Origin of the sequence: Pseudomonas sp. PDM04, assembly GCF_014851765.1 — a bacterium.
Taxonomy (GTDB): Bacteria; Pseudomonadota; Gammaproteobacteria; order Pseudomonadales; family Pseudomonadaceae; genus Aquipseudomonas.
In genome coordinates, this window is the sequence record NZ_JACVAI010000004.1 from 433,150 (window position 1) to 456,531 (window position 23,382).

Annotated in this window: 22 protein-coding genes and 1 pseudogene; 10 read left to right on the forward strand and 13 right to left on the reverse strand. The window is 61.8% G+C overall.

Translation table 11 applies throughout. The features are described from left to right. Window positions 1-63: 63 nt before the first annotated feature. The gene (locus tag IB249_RS18070; protein WP_192307102.1) at window positions 64-636 is read left to right on the forward strand and encodes a xanthine phosphoribosyltransferase; all 573 of its coding nucleotides are present in this window, start codon (window positions 64-66) and stop codon (window positions 634-636) included. A 129-nt stretch (window positions 637-765) separates the two neighbouring features. Here the strand turns inward: IB249_RS18070 and IB249_RS18075 are convergent, their stop codons facing one another. The 6 genes from IB249_RS18075 to dadA form a co-directional block, all read right to left on the reverse strand. Then, window positions 766-2,688, reverse strand: a complete 1,923-nt coding sequence (locus IB249_RS18075) for an acetyl-CoA hydrolase/transferase family protein (RefSeq protein WP_192307103.1) — start codon at window positions 2,686-2,688, stop codon at window positions 766-768. Window positions 2,689-2,853: 165 nt separating this feature from the next. After that, window positions 2,854-3,264, reverse strand: coding sequence for a c-type cytochrome (locus IB249_RS18080; RefSeq protein WP_192307373.1), 411 nt, complete (start codon window positions 3,262-3,264; stop codon window positions 2,854-2,856). A gap of 181 nt (window positions 3,265-3,445) precedes the next feature. Beyond that, complete coding sequence (locus IB249_RS18085) at window positions 3,446-3,994, reverse strand: cupin domain-containing protein (RefSeq protein ID WP_007947433.1); 549 nt, start codon at window positions 3,992-3,994, stop codon at window positions 3,446-3,448. A gap of 129 nt (window positions 3,995-4,123) precedes the next feature. Next, window positions 4,124-5,197: an alanine racemase gene (gene alr / locus IB249_RS18090; protein WP_192307104.1), complete on the reverse strand. Its 1,074-nt coding sequence runs from the start codon at window positions 5,195-5,197 to the stop codon at window positions 4,124-4,126. Window positions 5,198-5,301: 104 nt separating this feature from the next. Next, window positions 5,302-5,655, reverse strand: coding sequence for a RidA family protein (locus IB249_RS18095; RefSeq protein ID WP_192307105.1), 354 nt, complete (start codon window positions 5,653-5,655; stop codon window positions 5,302-5,304). Beyond that, window positions 5,627-6,931 carry a D-amino acid dehydrogenase gene (dadA, locus tag IB249_RS18100; protein WP_192307106.1) on the reverse strand — a complete coding sequence of 435 codons (1,305 nt, stop codon included), beginning with the start codon at window positions 6,929-6,931 and terminating at the stop codon, window positions 5,627-5,629. The genes IB249_RS18095 and dadA overlap by 29 nt, the downstream gene beginning before the upstream one ends. Window positions 6,932-7,087: 156 nt before the next feature. Here dadA and IB249_RS18105 point away from each other — a divergent pair, with 156 nt between their 5' ends. Then, entirely contained in the window at window positions 7,088-7,576 is a 489-nt protein-coding gene (locus IB249_RS18105; protein ID WP_003177284.1) for an Lrp/AsnC ligand binding domain-containing protein, read from the forward strand. 118 nt (window positions 7,577-7,694) lie between these two features. On the opposite strand, the gene IB249_RS18110 is transcribed toward IB249_RS18105, so the two are convergent. Continuing rightward, on the reverse strand, window positions 7,695-8,048 hold the full coding sequence (locus IB249_RS18110; protein WP_192307107.1) for a YkgJ family cysteine cluster protein: 354 nt from the start codon (window positions 8,046-8,048) through the stop codon (window positions 7,695-7,697). 148 nt (window positions 8,049-8,196) lie between these two features. On the opposite strand from IB249_RS18110, the gene IB249_RS18115 reads away from it, so the two are divergent. After that, window positions 8,197-9,489 (forward strand): NAD(P)/FAD-dependent oxidoreductase, encoded by a 1,293-nt coding sequence (locus IB249_RS18115; protein WP_192307108.1) that lies wholly within the window; start codon window positions 8,197-8,199, stop codon window positions 9,487-9,489. A 135-nt stretch (window positions 9,490-9,624) separates the two neighbouring features. Here the strand turns inward: IB249_RS18115 and IB249_RS18120 are convergent, their stop codons facing one another. Further along, the gene (locus tag IB249_RS18120) at window positions 9,625-9,870 is read right to left on the reverse strand and encodes a DUF1127 domain-containing protein (RefSeq protein WP_192307109.1); all 246 of its coding nucleotides are present in this window, start codon (window positions 9,868-9,870) and stop codon (window positions 9,625-9,627) included. Window positions 9,871-10,048: 178 nt separating this feature from the next. Between IB249_RS18120 and IB249_RS18125 the strand changes: the two genes are divergently transcribed. Further along, the gene (locus IB249_RS18125) at window positions 10,049-11,482 is read left to right on the forward strand and encodes a PLP-dependent aminotransferase family protein (protein ID WP_192307110.1); all 1,434 of its coding nucleotides are present in this window, start codon (window positions 10,049-10,051) and stop codon (window positions 11,480-11,482) included. Between the two features lie 59 nt (window positions 11,483-11,541). Then, window positions 11,542-13,110, forward strand: coding sequence for a phospholipase D family protein (locus tag IB249_RS18130; RefSeq protein WP_192307111.1), 1,569 nt, complete (start codon window positions 11,542-11,544; stop codon window positions 13,108-13,110). 49 nt (window positions 13,111-13,159) lie between these two features. On the opposite strand, the gene IB249_RS18135 is transcribed toward IB249_RS18130, so the two are convergent. Together IB249_RS18135 and IB249_RS18140 are read right to left on the reverse strand one after the other, a co-directional pair. Further along, a complete protein-coding gene (locus IB249_RS18135) occupies window positions 13,160-14,305 on the reverse strand; it encodes an MFS transporter (protein ID WP_192307112.1) in 1,146 nt (381 codons plus the stop codon). A gap of 184 nt (window positions 14,306-14,489) precedes the next feature. Continuing rightward, window positions 14,490-15,983, reverse strand: coding sequence for an aldehyde dehydrogenase (locus IB249_RS18140; RefSeq protein ID WP_192307113.1), 1,494 nt, complete (start codon window positions 15,981-15,983; stop codon window positions 14,490-14,492). A 236-nt stretch (window positions 15,984-16,219) separates the two neighbouring features. Here IB249_RS18140 and IB249_RS18145 point away from each other — a divergent pair, with 236 nt between their 5' ends. Further along, window positions 16,220-16,582, forward strand: a complete 363-nt coding sequence (locus IB249_RS18145; protein WP_192307114.1) for a cupin domain-containing protein — start codon at window positions 16,220-16,222, stop codon at window positions 16,580-16,582. 166 nt (window positions 16,583-16,748) lie between these two features. On the opposite strand, the gene rpmG is transcribed toward IB249_RS18145, so the two are convergent. Both rpmG and rpmB read right to left on the reverse strand, forming a co-directional pair. Beyond that, the gene (gene rpmG, locus IB249_RS18150) at window positions 16,749-16,904 is read right to left on the reverse strand and encodes a 50S ribosomal protein L33 (protein ID WP_007894709.1); all 156 of its coding nucleotides are present in this window, start codon (window positions 16,902-16,904) and stop codon (window positions 16,749-16,751) included. A gap of 11 nt (window positions 16,905-16,915) precedes the next feature. Continuing rightward, the gene (rpmB, locus tag IB249_RS18155) at window positions 16,916-17,149 is read right to left on the reverse strand and encodes a 50S ribosomal protein L28 (RefSeq protein WP_007894701.1); all 234 of its coding nucleotides are present in this window, start codon (window positions 17,147-17,149) and stop codon (window positions 16,916-16,918) included. A 445-nt stretch (window positions 17,150-17,594) separates the two neighbouring features. Between rpmB and IB249_RS18160 the strand changes: the two genes are divergently transcribed. After that, a complete protein-coding gene (locus IB249_RS18160; protein WP_192307115.1) occupies window positions 17,595-19,181 on the forward strand; it encodes an ABC transporter substrate-binding protein in 1,587 nt (528 codons plus the stop codon). 61 nt (window positions 19,182-19,242) lie between these two features. Here IB249_RS18160 and radC read toward each other — a convergent pair whose 3' ends face one another. Beyond that, entirely contained in the window at window positions 19,243-19,917 is a 675-nt protein-coding gene (gene radC, locus IB249_RS18165) for a RadC family protein (protein ID WP_192307116.1), read from the reverse strand. A 136-nt stretch (window positions 19,918-20,053) separates the two neighbouring features. Between radC and coaBC the strand changes: the two genes are divergently transcribed. The 3 genes and pseudogenes from coaBC to IB249_RS18180 all read left to right on the forward strand — a co-directional run. Continuing rightward, on the forward strand, window positions 20,054-21,262 hold the full coding sequence (gene coaBC / locus IB249_RS18170; protein WP_192307374.1) for a bifunctional phosphopantothenoylcysteine decarboxylase/phosphopantothenate--cysteine ligase CoaBC: 1,209 nt from the start codon (window positions 20,054-20,056) through the stop codon (window positions 21,260-21,262). Between the two features lie 4 nt (window positions 21,263-21,266). Further along, window positions 21,267-21,722: a dUTP diphosphatase gene (dut, locus tag IB249_RS18175; RefSeq protein WP_192307117.1), complete on the forward strand. Its 456-nt coding sequence runs from the start codon at window positions 21,267-21,269 to the stop codon at window positions 21,720-21,722. Window positions 21,723-21,998: 276 nt separating this feature from the next. Further along, a pseudogene (locus IB249_RS18180) lies at window positions 21,999-23,372 on the forward strand (phosphomannomutase/phosphoglucomutase); the annotation flags it as partial. Between the last annotated feature and the right edge of the window lie 10 nt (window positions 23,373-23,382).

Consider the following 23,382-nt stretch of genomic DNA (forward strand, 5'->3'; position numbering starts at 1 on the left):
TAACGCAGGATTATCGAGCGCAGTCGTTTTCACAGTGCCTGGACGCCAATTGAGGACAGCTTCATGGAAGCCCTGCACAAAAAAATCCGCGAAGAAGGCATCGTGCTTTCCGACCAGGTCCTGAAAGTCGACGCCTTTCTGAACCACCAGATCGACCCGGTCCTGATGAAGCAGATCGGCGATGAGTTTGCCGCGCTGTTCAAGGATTCGGGCATCACCAAGATCGTCACGATCGAAGCTTCGGGCATCGCCCCGGCGATCATGACCGGCCTGAACCTGGGCGTACCGGTGATTTTTGCGCGCAAGCACCAGTCCCTGACCCTGACCGAAAACCTGTTGTCGGCGACCGTGTACTCGTTCACCAAGCAGACCGAAAGCACCGTGGCGATCTCCCCGCGCCACCTGACCAGCAGCGACCGCGTGCTGATCATCGATGACTTCCTGGCCAACGGCAAAGCGTCCCAGGCACTGATCTCGATCATCAAGCAGGCCGGCGCCACCGTGGCAGGCCTGGGCATCGTGATCGAGAAGTCGTTCCAGGGCGGCCGCGCCGAGCTGGATGCGCAGGGTTATCGGGTTGAGTCGCTGGCGCGGGTGCAGTCGCTGGCGGGCGGTGAAGTGACCTTCATCGACTAACCCGGCAACACCGCTGTCCCCCTGTGGGAGCGAGCCTGCTCGCGATTGCGTAAATCAGTCCATGTTTTCATCGACTGAAACACCGCCTTCGCGAGCGGGCTCGCTCCCACAGTCGTTTGGCGGTCGCCGTTATTGTGCGGTGGCCTTCAGCCCCGTGAGCAACAACCGCTGAAACAGCTCCTCTTTCAGTCCTTCCGGATTCGTCAGCTGCATGCGCTGCAGATGCTGCGGATAGTGCGAGGCGTCGGGCGCATCCAGCGCAGCCTTGCCCAACTCCAGGATCTCCGTGAGTTTGAACTTGCTCTTCAGCCAGTTCAGCGCCCGCAACAGGTCCTGCTCTTCAGCCGTGAAATCGCAGCCCAGCGGATACTCCGGAAACAACCGGGGATGCCGAGCCTGAATCGCCTGCAAACGCTCCGGGGTGTTGTCGGCGAAACGCGGATCGAGGCGGAAGGTTTTTGGCAATTTGCCGGCATCCTGCGCCTGCTTGATCAGCCCGGGCTGGAACCGTGAGTCACTGATGCTCAACAAGGCCTCGATCACCGCCGCGTCGGTCTGGCCGCGCAAATCGGCAATGCCATACTCGGTGACCACGATGTCCCGCAGGTGCCGCGGGATCGTGCAATGGCCGTATTCCCAGACGATATTGGAACTGACTTCGCCGCCCGCTTCACGCCAGCTGCGCAGCAGCAGAATCGAGCGCGCACCCTCCAGCGCATGGCCTTGGGCGACAAAGTTGTATTGCCCGCCGACGCCACTGAGCACCCGCCCGTCTTCGAGCTGATCGGCCACGCCGGCGCCGAGCAGGGTCATGGTGAACACGGTGTTGATGAAGCGCGCATCGAGACGCTGCAAGCGCTTGAGCTCTTCCTGACCGTACAGCTCGTTGATGTAGCTGATGCGGGTCATGTTGAACTCGAGTCGCTTGCCCTGAGGCAACTCGCGCAGACGGTGGTAGAAACTGAGCGGGCCGAGAAAGAACCCGCCATGCACGCATATGCCGTCGGTTTGCGCCGCTTCATCGAGTGTGCCGGCATTCGCCTGCTGCTGAGTTGGCACATCCGGATAGACCTTGCGCCGCACGATACCCGCATCAGCGAGCACCAGCAGGCCGTTGACGAACATTTCGCTGCAGCCATAGAGGCCCTTGGCGAAGGGTTCGAGGCCACCCTCGCGCTTGATCAGTTGCGCCCACTGGCTGAGATTCACATCCTCCAGCAACGCCTTGTAGCCCTCGTTATCCGCCTGCCGCGCCAGCAACGCCGCGGTGAGCGCGTCACCCATGGCGCCGATGCCGATCTGCAAGGTCCCGCCATCGCGCACCAGGGTGCTGGCGTGCAGGCCGATCAAGTGATCCTGAAGACCCACCGGCATGTTGGGCGTGGAGAACAGCGTGGAGTTGTCTTTCTCGTCGATCAGCAGGTCGAATGCGTCGATGCCGACCTCGGCGTCGCCGGGCATGTAGGGCAAGTCGCTGTGCACCTGACCCACCAGCAACACGGTTTCCCCCGCGGCCCGGCGCTTGGCGATCATCGGCAACAGGTCGAGGGTGATGTCCGGGTTGCAGCTCAGGCTCAGGCGATCAGGGTGTTCGCCATGGCTGGCGAGCAACTGCGCCACCAGGTTCAAACCGGCGGCGTTGATGTCCCGCGCGGCATGGCTGTAGTTGCTGCTCACGTAATCCTGCTGGGCCGTCTCACTGTGCAACAGGCTGCCGGGCTGCATGAAAAACTGCTGGACGCGAATGTTGGGGGGCAGGTTGTCCTTGCGCAGCCCCGCGAGAAAGTCCAGTTCCGGGTAGTCACCGAATACCCGCTCGATGAAGGGCTCAAGGAAGCGTTTCTGCAAACCGTCGCCCAGTGCAGGCCTGCCCAGACAGAGCGCGGTGTAGATCGTCAGCTGCCGCTCGGGCAATTGCGCGACCCGTTGGTACAGCGCGTTGACGAAAGGGTTGGGTTTGCCCAGCCCCAGCGGCAGGCCCATGTGGATATGGGCCGGCAAACGTGCCAACACCTCATCGACCGCTTGCTCGATAGAACACAGCTGCACCATCTGATCCTCCCTTGGCGATTGGGCTTGGACCGAGCTTGCCGGGTCTTGGTTGCATTGAACAGCCCTGACCCGCCTGTGCGGGTACAAGCGCTCCTGCACGGGCGGTGTTGCAGCAGGCACAAAAAAGCCGCTCGAAAGCGGCTTTTTGCGCAAGAGACAGCCGTATTACAGGCCGGACATCTCTTTGATCGCGCCTTTCAGCTCGTCGTCGGAGCAGTCGGCGCAGGTGCCTTTAGGCGGCATGGCGTTGATGCCGGTAATGGCCTTGGCCAGGATGCCGTCGAGGCCGCCCTGGTGATCGGCACGCTCTTTCCAGGCGGCCTTGTCGCCGATTTTCGGCGCGCCCAGCAGGCCGGTGCCGTGGCAAGCGTTGCAGTGCTTGGCGATCACGTCTTTCGGTGCCTTGGCACCACCGCCACCCGTCGCGGCAGCGACTTCCATGCCCTTGCATTCCTGGCCTGTTACACAGACCTGGCCAACAGGCTCGATGCGCTTGGCGATGTCGTCATTGGTCGCAGCTTGAGCGCTGGCAGCCCATAGGGCCAATACGGTTGCTGGTACAGCCAGCATTTTCATAATTAGGTTCACGCGTTCACCCTCATGGTGGCTAGTCACGCCTACGGCCACGGTTCGCAGGCGGGCGCAAGTATAACGGTTAGCCCGTCGCACTGAAACAACCCCAAAGTCGAAGGGGTCTTGTTGTGCCACGGAAAAACCCATCGGGTGCCGCTGCCATGCTGGCAGGACGCCTCTTCTCTTAGAAATTCGCCGGTGTAGCTGCGCTGATTAGTCGCGCCGGTGCATCGAACGGATTACGGAAACGGTGCGGCTTGGTACTCTCAAAGTAGTAGCTATCGCCGGCTTCGAGCACAAAAGTTTCCAGGCCGACCACCAGCTCCAGCCGTCCTTCCACCAGAATTCCGGTTTCCTCGCCCTCATGGGTGAGCATCTCATCACCGGTATCGGCACCGGGTGGGTAGATTTCGTTGAGGAACGCGATGGCGCGGCTCGGGTGCGCCCGGCCGACCAGCTTCATGGTCACGGCGCCGTCGGAGATGTCGATCAGCTCGTTGGCCTTGTAGACGATCTGGGTCGGTTTTTCCTGCAGGATCTCTTCGGAAAAGAACTCGACCATGGACATGGGTATCCCGCCCAGGACCTTGCGCAGCGAACTGATCGAGGGGCTGACGCTGTTCTTCTCGATCATCGAAATGGTGCTGTTGGTGACGCCCGCGCGTTTGGCGAGTTCACGCTGCGAAAGACCTTTGAGCTTACGGATGGATTGCAGTCGTTCACCGACGTCCAAGGCTGGAGCCTCCAGGGAATCATGTTGTAGGAATATTGATCGTTATCATGGCGACAGCGTTCAGTATTTACAACACTTGGGCCCCAATCCCCTTCGGTGATACGACTGGCATCCGGCGCTCGCTGTGCGTCAATCCCCGGAATAGAGCATCGGCACCCGGCGCAGATTGCAGAAAATCTGGTAAGGAATCGTGTCAGCCGCCGCCGCGACGTCGCTGGCCAGGATGTTTTTCCCCCACAGCTCCACGGTCGATCCCAGGCCGGCCTGCGGCACATCGGTCAAGTCGATACACAGCATGTCCATCGAGACCCGGCCGATCAGCCGGCTGCGCTGCCCGGCAACCAGCACCGGCGTGCCGGTCGGCGCCTGGCGCGGGTAGCCATCGGCGTAACCCATGGCCACCACCCCGACGCGCATCGGTTTGTCGGTGATGAATCGGGCTCCGTAGCCGATCGGCTCGCCGGCCGGCAGTTCGCGCACGCAGATCACTTTCGACTCGAGGGTCATCACCGGTTGCAGGCGCGATGCCACGGCGTTGGCTTCCTCGAACGGCGTGGCGCCGTAGAGCATGATGCCAGGACGCACCCAGTCACTGGGAATCTGCGGCCAACCGAGCACGGCCGGCGAGTTGCGCAGGCTGATCTCGGCCGCCAGGCCCTGGCGCGCCGCTTCGAAAACAGCCACCTGGTCGGTGCTGGCCTGGCTGTGCAATTCATCGGCGCGGGCGAAGTGGCTCATCAGCACGATCTTCGCGACCTTGCCGCTCGCCAGCAGCCGTTGGTAACCCGCCTGATAATCCTTGGGGTGCAGACCGACCCGGTGCATGCCCGAATCGAGCTTCAACCAGACCGTAATGGGTTTGCTCAGCGCCGCTTTCTCGATGGCTTCGAGCTGCCACAGCGAATGCACCACACACCAGAAATCATGCTCGACGATCAGCGACAGCTCATCGGCTTCAAAAAAACCCTCCAGCAACAACACCGGTGCACGGATGCCCGCCGCGCGCAGCTCCAGCGCTTCTTCGATGCAGGCCACGGCAAACCCGTCCGCCTCGGCTTCCAGCGCTTGGGCGCACCGCACCGCGCCATGCCCGTAGGCATCCGCCTTGATCACCGCCAGGGCCTTGGCCCCGGTGGTTTCACGGGCGATCCGGTAGTTGTGACGCAGGGCTTGAAGGTCGATCAGGGCACGGGCTGGACGCATGGCGGCAGGCTTCTAGGCAGTCGTGGGAATAAAAACCGGCGCTGGCTGGCGGCGTTAACCGCCAACAGCACCGGGAGAGGGATCTTTGTGCGGGTTCGCAGCGTTCAGGGCAGCGCGGCGACCACGGACAGCTCGACCAGGATTTGCGGCTCGCACAGCTTCGCCTCAACGGTCGCGCGGGCCGGTGCAACACCTTTGGGCAGCCACGTGTCCCACACCGAGTTCATGCCGGCGAAGTGCGCGTCGATGTCCTTCAGGTAAATCGTCACCGAGAGCAAACGGCTTTTGTCCGTCCCGGCCAGATCGAGCATCCGCTCGATGTTGGCCAGGGTTTCGCGGGTTTGCTGCTCAATCCCGGCACTCATGTCGTCGCCGACTTGCCCTGCCAGATAAACGGTGCCGCTGTGGACAACGATCTGGCTCATGCGCTCATTGGTGAGCTGGCGCTGGATTGACATGCTTTGCGGACTCCTGGATTTTGCTGCCGTAACGGGAAATATCGAGGCCTTCGGCGCTGATCTGCGGGGTTTTCTTGGCCATCAGGTCGGCCAGCAAACGGCCGGAACCGCAGGCCATGGTCCAGCCGAGCGTGCCGTGACCGGTGTTCAGGAACAGGTTGCCGAACGGGGTCGCGCCAACGATCGGCGTGCCATCCGGGGTGGTCGGACGCAGGCCGGTCCAGAAACTGGCCTCGGCCAGATTGCCGCCCTGAGGATAAAGGTCGTTGACGATCATCTCCAGGGTTTCACGCCGACGCGGGTTGAGCGACAGGTCAAAACCGGCAATCTCCGCCATGCCGCCCACGCGGATGCGGTTGTCGAAACGGGTGATCGCGACCTTGTAGGTCTCGTCGAGAATGGTCGAGGTCGGGGCCATGGCCGGGTTGGTGATCGGCACGGTCAGCGAGTAACCCTTGAGCGGGTACACCGGCGCGCGGATGCCCAGCGGCTTGAGCAGTTGCGGCGAGTAACTGCCCAGCGCCAGGACGTAACGGTCAGCGGTTTCCAGCTTGCCGTCGATCCACACACCGTTGATGCGATCACCGGCATAGTCGAGGCGCTGGATGTCCTGGCCGAAGCGGAACTCCACGCCCAGTTTCACCGCCATCTCGGCCAGGCGCGTGGTGAACATCTGGCAGTCGCCGGTCTGGTCGTTCGGCAGGCGCAGGGCGCCGGCGAGGATGTCGGTAACGCTGGCCAGCGCCGGTTCAACCCGGGCGATGCCTTCGCGATCGAGCAATTCGAAGGGAACGCCCGACTCTTTCAGGACGGCGATGTCTTTCGCCGCGCCATCGAGCTGGGCCTGGGTGCGGAACAATTGAGTCGTCCCGAGGCTGCGGCCTTCGTAGGCGATGCCGGTTTCGGCACGCAATTCGTCGAGGCAGTCGCGGCTGTACTCGGACAGGCGCACCATGCGCTCCTTGTTCACCGCGTAGCGGCTGGCGGTGCAGTTGCGCAGCATCTGCGCCATCCACAGGTATTGGTCGATATCGGCGGTGGCCTTGATCGCCAGCGGTGCGTGGCGCTGCAACAGCCACTTGATGGCCTTGAGCGGCACGCCCGGCGCGGCCCACGGCGAGGCATAACCCGGCGATACCTGCCCGGCGTTGGCGAAACTGGTCTCCATGGCGGCAGCCGGCTGACGGTCCACCACCACCACTTCGAACCCGGCACGCGCCAGATAGTAAGCACTGGTGGTGCCAATAACGCCGCTACCCAAGACCATAACGCGCATTTTCATATCCCTCATCGCGGCACGCCGCTGACGTTTGTTGTTCAGACCGTAGATGTGGGCAGTTTAAGAAAGATCAGCCAGTGCATTTCACTATATAAGCGCCTATATTTGGCGACAATTCTCGGCAAAAACGCTTTTTACGGAGGCGCATCCCCTATGCGTACCAACACCCAGACCAAACGCGAGCTGGACAAGATCGACCGCAACATCCTGCGGATCCTGCAGGCGGACGGGCGCATCTCCTTCACCGAGCTGGGGGAAAAGGTCGGCCTGTCGACCACGCCCTGCACCGAGCGGGTACGGCGCCTGGAGCGCGAAGGGATCATCATGGGCTACAACGCCCGGCTCAATCCGCAGCACCTCAAGGGCAGCCTGCTGGTGTTCGTCGAGATCAGCCTCGACTACAAATCCGGGGATACCTTCGAAGAGTTCCGACGCGCCGTGCTGAAACTGCCCCACGTGCTGGAATGCCACCTGGTGTCAGGGGATTTCGACTACCTGGTGAAAGCGCGGATTTCCGAGATGGCCTCGTACCGCAAATTGCTCGGCGACATCCTGCTCAAGCTGCCGCATGTGCGCGAGTCCAAGAGCTATATCGTGATGGAAGAGGTGAAAGAGAGCTTGAGTCTGCCGATTCCGGATTGAGGTTTGTGCGTTGCCTGTGATGGCCCCATCGCGAGCAGGCTCGCTCCCACATTGGATGAGAGTACACCGATCAAATGTGGGAGCGAGCCTTCTCGCGATGGGAGCACCTCAGTGTCAGCTAAACCAACACCTGCCGATTCGACGCCATGTACTCGAATACCTGCTTCTCGACCCGTGGATGAATCAGCTCCACCGGCCCTCGCCCATTCGGACATGGCAAGGTTTTGGTGGTACCGAACAGCCGACAGATCAACGGCCGCTCGTCATACACGGTGCAGCCCTTGGGGCCCAGGTGCACGCAGTTGAGCTCATCCATCGCCGCGTCCTGCTCGGCGCGCGTCTTGCGCGGCAGGCGGGCCATCTCTTCGGGCGAGGTGGTCACCGGTCCGCAACAGTCATGACAGCCGGGCACGCACTCGAAAGTGGGAATCTGCTGACGCAGCGTGCGAATTTTCTGACTGTTACAACTCATCGAAGCACTGACCCCACAGCGGAATAGAGCGCGATTCTGCCGCATTGGCCACGATCCAGACAGCCATAACCGACCAATGTTGCCTGCGTCGAAAGGGCCGGCTTATGCTCCGTCAAATTTTCCAGGCACAAAAATCAGGATGACGCGCATGAATCCCCGTGCCCAGCACACAGCCTCGTACTACGCCGCCAGCAGCCTGCCGCAGCCCGATCACCCGGCGCTGGCAGGCGACGTGGTGGCCGATGTGTGCGTGGTCGGCGGCGGGTTTTCCGGGCTGAACACCGCCCTCGAACTGGCCGAGCGCGGCTTCAGCGTGGTGCTGCTCGAGGCCCGCAAGGTGGGTTGGGGCGCCAGCGGGCGCAATGGCGGGCAACTGATTCGCGGCGTCGGCCATGGTCTCGACCAGTTCGCCAACGTCATCGGCACGGACGGCGTGCGTCAGATGAAACTCATGGGCCTGGAAGCGGTGGAAATCGTCCGGCAGCGCGTCGAACGGTTTCAGATCCCCTGCGACCTGACGTGGGGCTACTGCGACCTCGCCAACAAGCCCCGTGACCTGGAAGGCTTTGCCGAAGACGCCGAAGAACTGCGCGAGCTCGGCTACCGCTACGAAACCCGGTTGCTGCAAGCCCATGAAACGCACACGGTGGTAGGTTCCGATCGCTATGTCGGCGGCCTGATCGACATGGGCTCCGGTCATCTGCATCCGCTGAACCTCGCGCTGGGCGAAGCCGCCGCGGCGCAGCAGCTGGGTGTGAGGCTGTTCGAGCAATCGGCGGTGACCGGCATCGACTACGGCCCCGAAGTCAGGGTACGCACCGCCCAGGGCTCGGTTCGCGCCAAGACCCTGGTGCTGGGCTGCAACGCCTACCTCAACCAGCTCAACCCTGAACTCAGCGGCAAAGTCTTGCCCGCCGGCAGCTACATCATCGCCACCGAGCCCTTGAGCGAGGACCAAGCCCACGCGCTGCTGCCGCAGAACATGGCGGTCTGCGACCAGCGAGTGGCCCTGGATTACTACCGGCTTTCGGCTGATCGGCGCTTGCTGTTCGGCGGTGCCTGCCACTATTCAGGACGCGACCCGAAGGACATCGCGGCCTACATGCGCCCGAAAATGCTCGAGGTGTTCCCACAACTGGGCGCCGCGAGGATCGAGTATCAATGGGGCGGGATGATCGGCATCGGCGCCAATCGCCTGCCGCAGATCGGCCGACTCGATGATCAGCCGAATGTGTATTACGCCCAGGCCTATTCCGGCCACGGCGTGAACGCCACCCACCTGGCTGGCAAGTTGCTGGCCGAGGCCATCAGCGGCCAGCACCATGGTGGGTTCGATCTGTTTGCCAAGGTGCCACACATGACGTTTCCCGGTGGCAAGCATTTGCGCTCGCCGTTGCTGGCGCTGGGGATGCTGTGGCATCGGATGAAAGAGTGGGTCTGAACGCCTGTTTGTGCTCTTCGAACGCTATCGTCGCAATCCTGCCCGGAGCTGGCTCGTTCCCACAGAGGTCCGGTGCATACAGATCCACCGTGGGAGCGAGCCTGCTCGCGATGGCCCGAAAGAACGCCACTGCACTCAGATCCGCCAGAAAGGCTTGAGCCCCTCCTCCCGGGCCTGCTCCCGGCTCAGCCCGATATCCCTGAGCTGGTCCGGCGTCAGCTCCAGCAACGCCCTGCGCGTGTGCAGGCGATGCCAGAACAGACCCCAGAGACTCAGGCCGGACGGCGCATTGCGCTTGAGCGCCTCGCGCGCATCGTTTTTTTGCCCTGCCTCCAGTTCCTGACTGCGTAACGTCAGCCGCACATCGCTCAAGCCGTTCATTTTGAATGCTCCTGTTTACTTGGGTAGCCAGAGCTTTCATGATGCGTGGACGACGAAAAGCATTACAGATTCAATACACAGGTATTAATCCCATACAGATTTGCCGATTCCGCCACTGAATCCGCTTTTTTTACGCGATCTGTACTGGTCAACCGATTCAACTCATCGAGACTGAGCCATGACCCTTTACGTCAACCTCGCCGAATTGCTCGGCACGCGTATCGAACAGGGCTTCTATCGCCCCGGTGACCGGCTGCCGTCCGTTCGGGCCTTGAGCGTGGAGCACGGGGTCAGCCTGAGTACGGTGCAACAGGCCTATCGGATGCTGGAAGACAGCGGCCTGGCGATGCCGAAACCCAAGTCCGGCTATTTCGTTCCGGTGGGTCGCGAGCTGCCGGAGTTGCCGGCGATCGGTCGTCCGGCCCAGCGTCCGGTGGATATTTCGCAGTGGGATCAGGTGCTGGAACTGATCCGCGCCGTACCGCGCAAGGACGTGGTGCAATTGGGCCGTGGCATGCCGGACATCACCACCCCGACCATGAAACCGTTGCTGCGCAACCTGGCGCGCATCAGCCGCCGACAGGACATGCCCGGCCTGTATTACGACAACATTCACGGCACCCTTGAACTGCGCGAGCAGATCGCCCGCCTGATGCTCGATTCCGGGTGCCAGTTGACCGCCAACGATCTGGTCATTACCACCGGCTGCCATGAAGCGCTGTCCACCAGCATCCGCGCCATCTGCGAGCCGGGAGACATCGTCGCCGTCGACTCCCCGAGCTTTCACGGGGCCATGCAGACGCTCAAGGGTTTGAACATGAAGGCCCTGGAGATCCCCACCGATCCGCTCACCGGGATCAGCCTCGACGCGTTGGAACTGGCCCTGGAACAGTGGCCCATCAAGGCCATACAGTTGACGCCCAACTGCAACAACCCGCTGGGCTATATCATGCCGGAGTCGCGCAAACGTGCGCTGCTGACTTTGGCGCAACGGTTCGACGTGGCGATTCTCGAAGACGATGTGTATGGCGAACTGGCCTACAACTACCCGCGACCTCGCACCATCAAATCCTTCGACGAAGATGGCCGCGTCCTGCTGTGCAGTTCATTTTCCAAGACCCTGGCCCCGGGCCTGCGCATTGGCTGGGTCGCGCCGGGCCGTTATCTGGAGCGGGTGCTGCACATGAAATACATCAGCACCGGCTCCACCGCCCCGCAACCGCAGATTGCCATTGCCGAATTCCTCAAGGCCGGGCATTTCGAACCCCATTTGCGGCGGATGCGTACGCAATACCAGCGCAATCGCGACTTGATGATCGATTGGGTCACGCGTTATTTCCCGGCCGGCACCCGGGCCAGCCGACCGCAAGGCAGTTTCATGCTCTGGGTAGAATTGCCCGATGGCTTCGACACCTTGAAACTGAACCGCGCACTGCACGACCAGGGTGTGCAGATCGCCGTGGGCAGCATCTTTTCCGCATCGGGCAAGTATCGCAATTGCCTGCGGATGAACTACGCTGCCAAACCAACACCGCAGATCGAGGAAGCGGTGCGCAAGGTGGGCGCCGCGGCCATCAAGCTGCTCGCGGAAAATGACAGTTTCATTGACTGACTTTTCAGCGTGATTCGGCGTCCATATGCCGACCCCGCCGCCATTCGGAACGATCCTACGTGAGAGCCAGACAACCCCTGCTCACTCTTCTGCTGCTCGCCTCGCTCCTGAGCGGCTGCGCAGGCATCAATGTTCAACGACAACCGACCCAGGCGTTACCCGCCAGCGGCTCGGCCTTCGGCCGTTCGATCCAGGCCCAGGCCGAGCCCCATCAGGGGCGGTCGGGGTTTCGCCTGCTGTCCAACAGCAGCGAGGCCTTCATGGCCCGGGCCGAACTGATCCGCAACGCCCAAAGCAGCCTCGACCTGCAGTACTACATCGTCCACGACGGCATCAGCACGCGAATGCTGGTGGACGAATTGCTCAAGGCAGCCGACCGCGGCGTGCGTGTCAGAATCCTCCTCGACGACACCACCAGCGACGGCCTGGACTGGATCATCGCCACACTGGCCGCACACCCGCACATCCAGATCCGCCTGTTCAATCCGCTGCACCTGGGCCGTGCGACCGGTGTCACGCGGGCCATGGGCCGGCTGTTCAACCTGTCGCAGCAGCACCGGCGCATGCACAACAAATTGTGGCTGGCGGACAACAGCGCGGCCATCGTCGGCGGCCGCAACCTGGGCGATGAATATTTCGATGCCGAACCGAACCTGAATTTCACCGACATCGACATGCTGGGCGTCGGGCCGGTCGCCGAGCAGCTTGGCCACAGTTTCGACCAGTACTGGAACAGTGCGCTGAGCAAGCCGATCGAGGAATTCCTGTCCAGCAAGCCCACGCAGAAGGACCTGCAAAACACCCGCACCCGCCTGGAAGAATCACTGGAGGAGACGCGCCGGCAGAATCACGCGCTCTATCAACAGCTGATGACCTATACCACACAGCCACGCCTGGACATCTGGCGCCGTGAGCTGATCTGGGCCTGGAACCAGGCCTTGTGGGACGCACCGAGCAAAGTCCTGTCAGACGGTGAACCCGACCCGCACTTGCTGCTGACCACGCAGTTGGCACCGGAACTCACGGGCGTCAGCAAAGAGCTGATCATGATCTCGGCGTATTTCGTGCCGGGGCAGCCGGGGCTGGTCTACCTGACAGGTCGTGCCGATGCCGGGGTCTCTGTCAGCCTGTTGACCAACTCGCTGGAAGCCACCGACGTGCCGGCGGTGCACGGCGGCTACGCGCCTTATCGCCGGGCCCTGCTGGAACATGGTGTGAAGTTGTACGAATTGCGCCGCCAACCCGGCGACAGCGGTGGCAGCGGACCGCATATTTTCTACAGCAAATCCTACCGCGGCTCCGACTCCAGCCTGCACAGCAAGGCGATGATTTTCGATCAGCAGAAGTCCTTCATCGGCTCGTTCAACTTCGATCCGCGCTCGGTGCTGTGGAACACCGAAGTCGGGGTGCTGGTCGACAGCCCCGAACTCGCGGCCCATGTGCACAAAGCGGCCCTCGAGGGCATGGCGCCGCCGCTCAGTTACCAGGTGAAACTGGAAAACGACCGGGTCGTCTGGGTCACTGAAGACGACGGCAAGCTGCACACGCTGACCCGTGAACCGGGGAGTTTCTGGCGCCGGCTCAATGCATGGATGAGCGAAGCGGTCGGGCTGGAGAAGATGCTGTAACAGGCATCCTCAAGCCCGCTCCCACAGATAAGTGGCTGGCCGTTCAGGCTCAAGCGGGCTCAGCCACCGTGCCAAACGCCCCCTGGCGCGACAACAGAATCACCAACCCCAAGGCCCCGGCCGCCATGAACAACGGCAAGGCGTGGCCGCTGATCCACTGGCTGCCGGCCCCGGCGACCAGCGGCCCGATCAGGCAGCCCACACCCCACAGCTGCGCAATGTGCGCGTTGGCCCGCACCAGTGCATCGTCGCGATACCGTTCGCCGATCAGGATCAGCGACAAGGTGAACAACCCGCCGGCACTGGCGCCGAACAACACCCACAACGGCCAGATCAGCAATGTATCGAGCAGCAACGGGATGGCCAGGCTGGAGATCAGCAGCACCACGGCGCACCCGATGAACAAGCTGCGCCGCGACAGGCGATCCGCCAGTGCGCCAATCGGCAATTGCAGCAAGGCATCCCCGACCACCACGGTACTGACCATCGCCAGGGCGATTTCGGTGGTGAAGCCCTGGCGCAGGCAATAGACCGGCAGCAAAGTCAGGATCATCGCCTCGAACGCGGCGAACAGCGACACACCCCAGGCAATCGCCGGCAACCCCCGGCAGAACCCCCACAAGTCACCGAACGTCACGCTGCAGGCTTCGCTGCTGGGCGCGCCACTGCGCCCCAACAGCAGGAAGGGTGCCGCCATGAGCAAACCGACGCCGACCCAGAATCCGTAATCGTGCTCAGTACCCAGCACCCCCAGCAACAGCGGGCCGGCCAACTGGCTCAGTGCATAGCTGCTGCCATACAGCGCCACCAGACGCCCGCGCCATTGCTCGACCACCAATTGGTTGATCCAGCTTTCGCCGAGGATGAACACCAGGGTCAGGATCACGCCAATCATCAGGCGCAGAACCAGCCACACCGGATAACTCGGCAACAAGGCCAGCAACCCGATGGAAAACGCCCCGGCCCACAGGCACAGGCGCATCAGGTTGGCGGTGCCGAAACGCGCCGCCAGATGACTGGAGATTTTCGCCCCCAACAACACGCCAATCGCCGGCATCGCGGCCATGACGCCAATGGCGAACGAACCGTAGCCCCAGCCTTCCAGGCGAAACGACACCAGCGGCATGCTGACGCCCAGGGCCAGACCAACACTCAGGACAGAGGCCAACACGGCGAAATAAGTCGCCCAACGCATGTTCCACGCTCCTGTGGATATTTTAATGTGCAACACAAAACACTGTGGGAGCGAGTCTGCTCGCGAAAGCGGCGCAACATTCAACACTGATGTCGACTGTCACACCGGTTTCGCGAGCAGGCTCGCTCCCACAGGGGATTAGCGTCCTACGGGAAGCCTGCCTGGTGCAGGCTCCCCTACTGGCTTACAACTTGATCCAGGTCGCCTTCAGTTCGGTGTACTTGTCGAACGCGTGCAGCGACTTGTCGCGACCGTTGCCGGACTGCTTGAAGCCGCCGAACGGCGCGGTCATGTCGCCGCCATCGTACTGGTTGACCCATACGCTGCCGGCACGCAATGCCCGAGCGGTCAGGTGCGCCTTCGAGATGTCCTGCGTCCACACGGCGGCCGCGAGACCGTACGGTGTGTCGTTGGCAATCGCGATGGCTTCTTCAGCGGTGTCGAACGCGATGACCGACAGGACCGGGCCAAAGATCTCTTCCTGGGCGATTTTCATCGCGTTGCTGACACCGTCGAAAATCGTCGGCTCAACGTAGGTGCCACCGGTTTCCTGAAGCGTGCGCTTGCCGCCAGCGACCAGTTTGGCGCCATCGGCCTGGCCGGACTCGATGTAGGACAGCACGGTGTTCATCTGCTGGGTATCGACCAGCGCACCGACGTTGGTGGCCGGGTCCAGCGGGTTGCCCGGCTTCCAGGTCTTCAGCGCCTCGATCACCAGCGGCAGGAAGGTGTCCTTGATCGAACGCTCGACCAGCAGGCGCGAACCGGCAGTGCAGACCTCGCCCTGGTTGAAGGCGATCGCACCGGCCGCGGCTTCGGCGGCGGCTTGCAGGTCCGGGGCATCGGCGAACACGATGTTCGGGCTCTTGCCGCCGGCTTCGAGCCAGACGCGCTTCATGTTCGACTCGCCAGAGTAGACCAGCAGTTGCTTGGCAATCTTGGTCGAACCGGTGAACACCAGGGTGTCGACGTCGTTGTGCAGGCCCAGGGCCTTGCCGACGGTGTGGCCGTAGCCTGGCAGCACGTTCAACACACCTTTCGGGATGCCGGCTTCAACGGCCAGGGCCGCGATGCGGATGGCCGTCAGTGGTGATTTTTCCGACGGTTTGAGGACCACCGAGTTACCGGTCGACAGCGCCGGGCCGAGTTTCCAGCAAGCCATCATCAGCGGGAAGTTCCAGGGCACGATGGCGCCCACCACGCCAACCGGCTCACGGGTGACCAGGCCCAACTGATCGTGCGGGGTCGCGGCGACCTCGTCGTAGATCTTGTCGATGGCTTCACCGCTCCAGCTCAAGGCTTGCGCCGCGCCAGGAACGTCGATGTACAGGGAATCACTGATCGGCTTGCCCATGTCCAGGGTTTCAAGCAGGGCCAGCTCTTCGGCATGCTGCTTGAGCAGGCCGGCGAAACGAATCATGGTGGCTTTGCGCTTGGTCGGCGCCAGACGCGACCAGACGCCGGCGTTGAACGTGGCGCGCGCGTTTTCCACGGCACGCTGGGCGTCGGCGGCGTCACAGCTGGCAATCTTGCCCAGCAGACGGCCATCGACCGGGCTGATGCACTCGAAGGTCTCGCCGGAGACCGCATCGGTGTATTCGCCATTGATGAATGCGCGGCCTTCGATCTTCAGATCGCGAGCACGCTGCTCCCAATCGGCACGAGTCAGGGTGGTCATTCGAGTGTCCTCCTCTTTTAGAATACGAGCGCTCCGCGTTTGTCGCGGACGTCCCCAGCCATTTTGCCCGGCCAACCTGCAATTGGCCCGGCGCAACCGCCACCCTAAACCAGTGACCGGGTTTGTTTCAATATATTTGACATAAGGTCGGCAAACGGCCTTGCGGTGTTCAATTTAATAAACATAGACTTTGGACCTTCCAGCCACTCGCGCCGCAATCACGGGGGATTACAACAATGAGCATCCAGAACATCGTCGACTTCAGCCAGACCAACACCGAGCCCGAGCGCTACCGGCCGGACCAGGCCAAGGTGCTCAAGGGCGACCCCGAGCAAGTGGTCTACAACCACTACAACAGCCCGTGCGGCCAGTTGAATGCGGGTGTATGGGAGGGTGCCGTGGGCCAGTGGCTGGTGAACTTCACCGAGCATGAATACTGCGAAATCGTTCAGGGTGTTTCAGTGCTGCGGGACAATGACGGCAACAGCAAGACCGTGCGCGCCGGTGATCGCTTCGTCATTCCGGCCGGGTTCAGGGGCACCTGGGAAGTGCTGGAGCCGTGCCGCAAGATCTATGTGGCGTTCGAGCAGAAGGCCTGACGGCGACGATAGCCTCGGGCTGACTGATCGCGAGCATCTGGCTGCCACCCTGGCAATCCTTTTCCTGCTTGCGCAAGGGACTTGACCGACACCGCGCGTCCCGCAGGCAACAAAAAAGGCCCGTATCTCGCGATATGGGCCTTTTTCGTAAGTCCGGAAAAATCAATTACTTGATTTTGCCTTCCTTGTAGATCACGTGCTTGCGAACAACCGGATCAAATTTCTTGATCTCGATTTTGTCCGGAGTAGTGCGCTTGTTCTTGTCGGTAGTGTAGAAGTGACCAGTACCGGCGCTCGAAATCAAACGAATCAATTCACGCATGATTATCTCCCTTAGATCTTGCCAGCTTTGCGGATTTCGGCCAGCACGACAGTGATGCCACGCTTGTCGATGATACGCATGCCTTTGGCAGATACGCGCAGACGCACGAAACGTTTCTCTTCTTCAACCCAGAAGCGGTGATGCTGCAGGTTCGGCAGGAAACGACGACGGGTTTTGTTGTTTGCGTGGGAAATGTTGTTCCCAGTTACCGGACCCTTACCGGTAACTTGACATACTCTAGACATGCCTCAGCCCTCTAAAACCACATGCCCAACCCGGCATGGGTTGGCCGCTTAATCTCTAGTCATTGTGGCGCCAGGCGCCGCGATTCTTTAGAGGTCTTACCGGCTACACCTACAGTGAAGGAACCGGGCCCCTAGAAAAGAGCGCTGCTTTATACCAGAAAGACTGGAGAGCAACAACATTCGCTGTGCGCTGCATCAATAAAAATCCCAATTTTCCGGCGCCGGACGCCTTGAATAAAGGCTATCGACGCTGGCAACCGCTCGTCGCCGAGAATCGGCCGACACGCCTGTCAGGGTTTTCTACCGGTCAGCGCCGACGAAAACCAGTACACATCGTCCTCTTAAAATGAAAAAGGGGATAGTCATTTGCAAACGAGCCCACTAGGGTAGGCCTTTTCCAGACTGCACTTGCAGATGGGCCTTCGATCTGTAAAGGAATCCGACCATGCGCCTTGCTGCCCTACCGCTGTTGCTTGCCCCGCTTCTGCTGAGCCCATTGGCCCATGCCGCCGCCCTGAGCGTGTGCACCGAGGCCAGCCCGGAAGGGTTCGACGTGGTGCAGTACAACTCGCTGACGACCACCAACGCCTCGGCCGACGTGCTGATGAACCGCCTGGTGGACTTCGACACCGCCAGCGGCAAGGTGGTCGCCGCCCTTGCGGACAGCTGGGAGGTCTCCCCCGATGGCCTGACCTACGTGTTCAAGCTCCATCCTCAGGTGAAATTCCACCGCACCGAATACTTCAGCCCGACCCGCGAGCTGACCGCCGAGGACGTGAAATTCAGCTTCGATCGCATGCTCGACCCCGCCAACCCTTGGCACAAGGTCGCGCAGAGTGGTTTCCCGCATGCACAATCGATGCAGTTGCCCACGCTGATCAAGAAAATCGACGCGCTGGACCCACTGACCGTGCGCTTCACCCTCGACCATGCGGACTCGACGTTCCTGGCGACGCTGAGCATGGGCTTCGCCTCGATCTACTCGGCCGAATACGCCGACAAGCTGATGAAGGCCGGCACACCGGAGAAACTCAACAGCCAGCCGATTGGCACCGGGCCGTTCGTGTTCACGCGCTTCCAGAAAGACGCCTCGGTTCGCTACAAGGCCAACCCCGACTACTTTGGCGGCAAGCCGTCGGTGGACCCGCTGATCTTCGCCATCACCCCGGACGCCAACGTTCGCCTGCAGAAGTTGCGGCGCAACGAATGCCAGATCGCCCTGTCGCCCAAGCCACTGGACGTCCAGGCCGCACTGAAAGAACCGACCTTGAAAGTCGAAAAGACCGACGCCTTCATGACAGCCTTCGTCGGCATCAACAGCCAGCACCCGCCGCTGGACAAACCTGAAGTGCGCCAGGCCATCAACCTCGCGTTCGACAAGGCCAATTACCTCAAGGCCGTGTTTGAAGACACCGCCGAAGCGGCCAATGGTCCGTACCCGCCCAATACCTGGAGCTACGCGAAGAACCTGCCGGGCTACGCCCATGACGTCGAAAAGGCCAAGGCATTGATGGCCAAGGCCGGCCTCAAGGACGGCTTCCAGACCACCCTCTGGACGCGCCCGTCAGGCAGCCTGCTCAACCCCAACCCGAGCCTCGGCGCACAGCTGCTGCAATCGGATCTCGCGGAAATCGGCATTCAGGCCGAAATTCGTGTGATCGAGTGGGGCGAGCTGATTCGCCGCGCCAAGGCCGGTGAACACGACCTGCTGTTCATGGGCTGGGCCGGCGACAACGGCGACCCGGACAACTTCCTTACGCCGCAATTCTCCTGCGCTGCGGTCAAGTCCGGCACCAATTTCGCCCGCTATTGCAACCAGGACCTGGACAAGCTGATCAGCGCCGGCAAGACCACCGGTGAGCAAGGCGTGCGCACCAAACTCTATGAACAGGCCCAGGCGCAGATCCAGCAGCAGGCGCTTTGGCTGCCGCTGGCCCACCCGACCGCCTTCGCCCTGACGCGCAAGGACGTGACCGGGTATTCAGTCAGCCCGTTCGGTCGCCAGGATTACTCGAAGGTCAGCCTCAAATAACCGCACCACAAACCCTGTGGGAGCAGCCCGCTCCCACGGGGTCAACACTTCGTCCTGCCTTCTACATCCACCCATACTCCGCCATGGACAGGGGGTCGCCGTCGCCGATGATGAAGTGATCGAGCACCCGCACGTCGATCAGGCCCAGCGCCTCTTGAAGTCGCTTGGTCAACACACGGTCTGCCTGGCTCGGGTCGGTATTGCCCGACGGGTGGTTGTGGCAGAGGATCAGCGCCGCTGCGTTGTTCGCCAACGCTCGCTTGACTACCTCTCGTGGGTGAACACTGGTGTTGTCGATGGAGCCGCGAAACAGCGTTTCGAACGTCAGCACTTGATGTTTGGAATCCAGGAAAAGGCAGCCGAAAACCTCATGCGGCTCGTGGCGCAGCATCGATTTCAGGTACTCCCGAACCGCATGGGGGTTTTCCAGCGCCGATTTTTGACGTGCCCGTTCGGCCAGATGGCGCCGGCTCATCTCCTGAGCGGCTTGCAACTGAGCGAACTTTGCCGGACCCAGCCCCAGATGCCTGCTGAACGTTGCCAGATCGGCTTCGAGCAATGAACGCAGGTTGCCAAACTGGCTCAACAAATGCCGCGCCAAATCCACCGCGCTTTTACCCGGCACGCCGGTGCGTAAAAAAATCGCCAGCAACTCGGCGTCCGAAAGGCTCCCGGAGCCTTGCTCAAGCAATCTCTCCCGCGGCCGCTCCGCCGCCGGCCAATTGCGAATACTCATAACACCTCCCTGGTCTGTGGGCTCCGCTGTTCCGTAGCGGTCGCTGTGATATCTTAGCCCATCTTTTTTGCGGGCGATTTCACTCCTGGGGAGGGGGTATCGCCACGCAGTCATCCACGAAATGAAAGGCAGACCTATGCAGCGGCTGTATCGGAAACGCATCGTTCTGGGCGTCGGCGGCGGCATTGCTGCCTATAAAAGTGCCGACCTGGTTCGCCGCCTGATCGACCAAGGCGCCGAAGTGCGCGTGGTCATGACCCGTGGCGGCAGCGAGTTCATTACCCCGCTGACCATGCAGGCTCTGTCCGGGCACCCGGTTCACCTGGACCTGCTGGACCCCGCGGCCGAAGCGGCCATGGGCCACATCGAACTGGCCAAGTGGGCCGATATGGTGCTGATCGCCCCCGCCACCGCCGACCTGATCGCCCGTCTGGCACAAGGCGTCGCCGACGACCTGCTGACCACGCTGGTGCTGGCCACCGATGCTGTGGTCGCCATCGCCCCGGCGATGAACCAGGCCATGTGGCGCGACCCCGCGACCCAGGCCAACCTGCAAACCCTCGAAAGCCGCGACATCAAGGCCTTCGGTCCGGCCTCCGGGAGCCAGGCCTGCGGCGATGTGGGGCTGGGGCGCATGCTCGAAGCCGTCGAGCTCGCCCAGTGCGCGGCCGACTGCTTCAAACGCCAGGCACTGACCGGCAAACACGTGCTGATCACCGCCGGTCCGACCCAGGAAAACATCGACCCGGTGCGCTACATCACCAACCACAGCTCCGGAAAAATGGGCTTTGCCCTGGCCGAAGCCGCCGTGGAAGCGGGCGCCCGCGTCACCTTGATCACCGGCCCGGTACACCTGCCGACCCCGGATCGCGTCACGCGTATCGACGTGGTCAGTGCCCGCGACATGCTCGCTGCCTGCGAAGCCGCGATCCCTTGCGACCTGTTCATCGCCTCGGCCGCGGTCGCGGACTACCGCCCGGAAGTGGTCGCCCCGCAAAAACTCAAGAAAGACCCTACGAACGGCGACGGCCTGCTGCTACAGATGGTGCGCAATCCGGACATCCTGGCCACCATCGCCACGCGCCCCGACCGTCCGTTCAGTGTCGGTTTCGCCGCCGAAACCGAACACCTGCTCGACTACGCTGCACGCAAGTTGAAAGACAAGAACCTCGATTTGATCGTCGCCAACGACGTCGCCAACCCGAGCATTGGCTTCAACAGCGAAGAAAACGCCTGCAGCGTGATCGACCGGGCGCTGCACGCCACCCTTTTCGCCCAGACCAGCAAGAGCAAAATCGCTCGCCAACTGATCACTTTTATCGCCGAACGTCTGAACCAGGTTTAATCGAATGCACGCTTTGCAAGCCAAGATCCTCGACCCACGCATCGGCAGCGAATTCCCGCTGCCCCAGTACGCCACGCCTGGCTCCGCCGGCCTCGACCTGCGCGCCATGCTGGACAAGGACACCGTCATCAAGCCAGGCGAAACCCTGCTGATCCCGACCGGCCTGTCCGTCTACATCGGCGACCCGGGGTTGGCCGCACTGATCCTGCCACGCTCCGGCATGGGTCATAAGCACGGCATCGTGCTGGGCAACCTGGTCGGCCTGATCGACTCCGATTACCAGGGCCCGTTGATGGTGTCATGCTGGAACCGCGGCCAGAGCGATTTCAACATCGTGGTCGGCGAGCGCCTGGCCCAGTTGGTGCTGGTTCCAGTGGTGCAAGCGCACTTCGAGATGGTCGAAGAGTTCGTCGAGACCGAGCGCGGCAGCGGGGGTTTCGGTCACTCCGGTCGCCAGTGATCGCGAATGTCGCACAGTGGGAGCCGGTCTGCTCCCACAGGTTCGAAGCTGAAAAAGTCGACCCTGGCATCTCCAGGGTTAAGCGCTTGAAATCAGGGCATTGGTTGGCCAGATGACGGTCGGCAGAGGTGGCATGGCCTTTTCGCACCACGAACTCTCTGCGCAAAACGCCGTCATACCCTTCAGTTTGAGCCTGCTGGCGAGTTTTTGGCGCCAGGGTCCAGCCACTTTCGAGATGGAGCATCCCTACCGATGAACACCCCCGCCCAAGTCGTCCCTACGTTCCCCGACAGCATTTTCCGCGCCTACGACATTCGTGGCACCGTGCCGGAATTCCTCAACGCTGAAACTGCGTACTGGCTCGGTCGCGCCATCGGCGCACAGAGCCTGGCTCAGGGTGAGCCGAACGTTTCGGTAGGTCGCGACGGCCGCCTGTCCGGCCCGGAGTTGGTGGCGCAACTGATCAAGGGCCTGGCCGAGGCCGGTTGCCACGTCAGCGACGTTGGCCTGGTACCCACCCCTGCGCTGTATTACGCGGCCAACGTGCTGGCCGGCAAATCCGGGGTCATGCTCACCGGTAGCCACAACCCGTCGAACTACAACGGCTTCAAGATCGTCATCGCTGGCGACACGCTGGCCAACGAACAGATCCAGGCCCTGCACGAACGCCTCAAGACCAACAATCTGACCAGCGGCAATGGCAGTGTCACGCAGGTCGAAATCCTCGACCGCTACAACACCGAAATCGTCCAGGACATCAAACTGGCCCGCCGCCTGAAAGTCGTGGTCGACTGCGGCAACGGCGCGGCCGGCGTGATCGCCCCGCAACTGATCGAAGCGCTGAACTGCGAAGTCATCCCGCTGTTCTGCGAAGTCGACGGCAACTTCCCGAACCATCACCCGGACCCGGGCAAGCCCGAGAATCTCGTGGACCTGATCGCCAAGGTCAAGGAAACCAAGGCCGACATCGGCCTGGCCTTTGACGGCGACGGCGATCGCGTCGGCGTGGTGACCAACACCGGCAGCATCGTCTATCCCGACCGCCTGTTGATGCTGTTCGCCCGCGACGTGGTGGCGCGCAACCCGGACGCGGAAATCATCTTCGACGTCAAATGCACCCGTCGACTGACGCCGCTGATCAAGGAATACGGCGGTCGGCCGCTAATGTGGAAGACGGGTCATTCGTTGATCAAAAAGAAAATGAAACAATCCGGCGCCCTGTTGGCCGGCGAAATGAGCGGACACATCTTCTTCAAGGAGCGCTGGTTCGGTTTCGACGACGGCATCTACAGCGCCGCCCGGTTGCTGGAGATCCTGAGCAAGGAGAAATCCACTGCGGAAGAGCTGTTCGCAACCTTCCCGAACGATATTTCTACGCCGGAAATCAATATCCATGTGACCGAAGAGAGCAAATTCAGCATCATTGATGCACTGCACGACGCGCAGTGGGGCACAGGCGCCGACCTGACCACCATCGACGGCGTGCGAGTCGACTATGCCAAAGGCTGGGGCCTGGTTCGCGCCTCCAACACCACGCCGGTGCTGGTGCTGCGCTTCGAGGCCGATGACGAGGCTGAATTGCAACGCATCAAGGACGTCTTCCGCGTCCAGCTGAAGCGTGTTGCACCTGATCTCCAACTACCGTTCTGATTCACCCGGA

Excerpts from the sequence above, each read along its gene's own strand:
- IB249_RS18070 (WP_192307102.1), top strand. The coding sequence starts at position 64 with ATGGAAGCCCTGCACAAAAAAATCCGCGAAGAAGGCATCGTGCTTTCC.
- IB249_RS18075 (WP_192307103.1), bottom strand. The coding sequence starts at position 2,688 with ATGGTGCAGCTGTGTTCTATCGAGCAAGCGGTCGATGAGGTGTTGGCA.
- IB249_RS18080 (WP_192307373.1), bottom strand. The coding sequence starts at position 3,264 with ATGAAAATGCTGGCTGTACCAGCAACCGTATTGGCCCTATGGGCTGCC.
- alr (WP_192307104.1), bottom strand. The coding sequence starts at position 5,197 with ATGCGTCCAGCCCGTGCCCTGATCGACCTTCAAGCCCTGCGTCACAAC.
- IB249_RS18095 (WP_192307105.1), bottom strand. The coding sequence starts at position 5,655 with ATGTCAATCCAGCGCCAGCTCACCAATGAGCGCATGAGCCAGATCGTT.
- dadA (WP_192307106.1), bottom strand. The coding sequence starts at position 6,931 with ATGCGCGTTATGGTCTTGGGTAGCGGCGTTATTGGCACCACCAGTGCT.
- IB249_RS18105 (WP_003177284.1), top strand. The coding sequence starts at position 7,088 with ATGCGTACCAACACCCAGACCAAACGCGAGCTGGACAAGATCGACCGC.
- IB249_RS18110 (WP_192307107.1), bottom strand. The coding sequence starts at position 8,048 with ATGAGTTGTAACAGTCAGAAAATTCGCACGCTGCGTCAGCAGATTCCC.
- IB249_RS18115 (WP_192307108.1), top strand. The coding sequence starts at position 8,197 with ATGAATCCCCGTGCCCAGCACACAGCCTCGTACTACGCCGCCAGCAGC.
- IB249_RS18120 (WP_192307109.1), bottom strand. The coding sequence starts at position 9,870 with ATGAACGGCTTGAGCGATGTGCGGCTGACGTTACGCAGTCAGGAACTG.
- IB249_RS18125 (WP_192307110.1), top strand. The coding sequence starts at position 10,049 with ATGACCCTTTACGTCAACCTCGCCGAATTGCTCGGCACGCGTATCGAA.
- IB249_RS18135 (WP_192307112.1), bottom strand. The coding sequence starts at position 14,305 with ATGCGTTGGGCGACTTATTTCGCCGTGTTGGCCTCTGTCCTGAGTGTT.
- IB249_RS18140 (WP_192307113.1), bottom strand. The coding sequence starts at position 15,983 with ATGACCACCCTGACTCGTGCCGATTGGGAGCAGCGTGCTCGCGATCTG.
- IB249_RS18145 (WP_192307114.1), top strand. The coding sequence starts at position 16,220 with ATGAGCATCCAGAACATCGTCGACTTCAGCCAGACCAACACCGAGCCC.
- rpmG (WP_007894709.1), bottom strand. The coding sequence starts at position 16,904 with ATGCGTGAATTGATTCGTTTGATTTCGAGCGCCGGTACTGGTCACTTC.
- rpmB (WP_007894701.1), bottom strand. The coding sequence starts at position 17,149 with ATGTCTAGAGTATGTCAAGTTACCGGTAAGGGTCCGGTAACTGGGAAC.
- IB249_RS18160 (WP_192307115.1), top strand. The coding sequence starts at position 17,595 with ATGCGCCTTGCTGCCCTACCGCTGTTGCTTGCCCCGCTTCTGCTGAGC.
- radC (WP_192307116.1), bottom strand. The coding sequence starts at position 19,917 with ATGAGTATTCGCAATTGGCCGGCGGCGGAGCGGCCGCGGGAGAGATTG.
- coaBC (WP_192307374.1), top strand. The coding sequence starts at position 20,054 with ATGCAGCGGCTGTATCGGAAACGCATCGTTCTGGGCGTCGGCGGCGGC.
- dut (WP_192307117.1), top strand. The coding sequence starts at position 21,267 with ATGCACGCTTTGCAAGCCAAGATCCTCGACCCACGCATCGGCAGCGAA.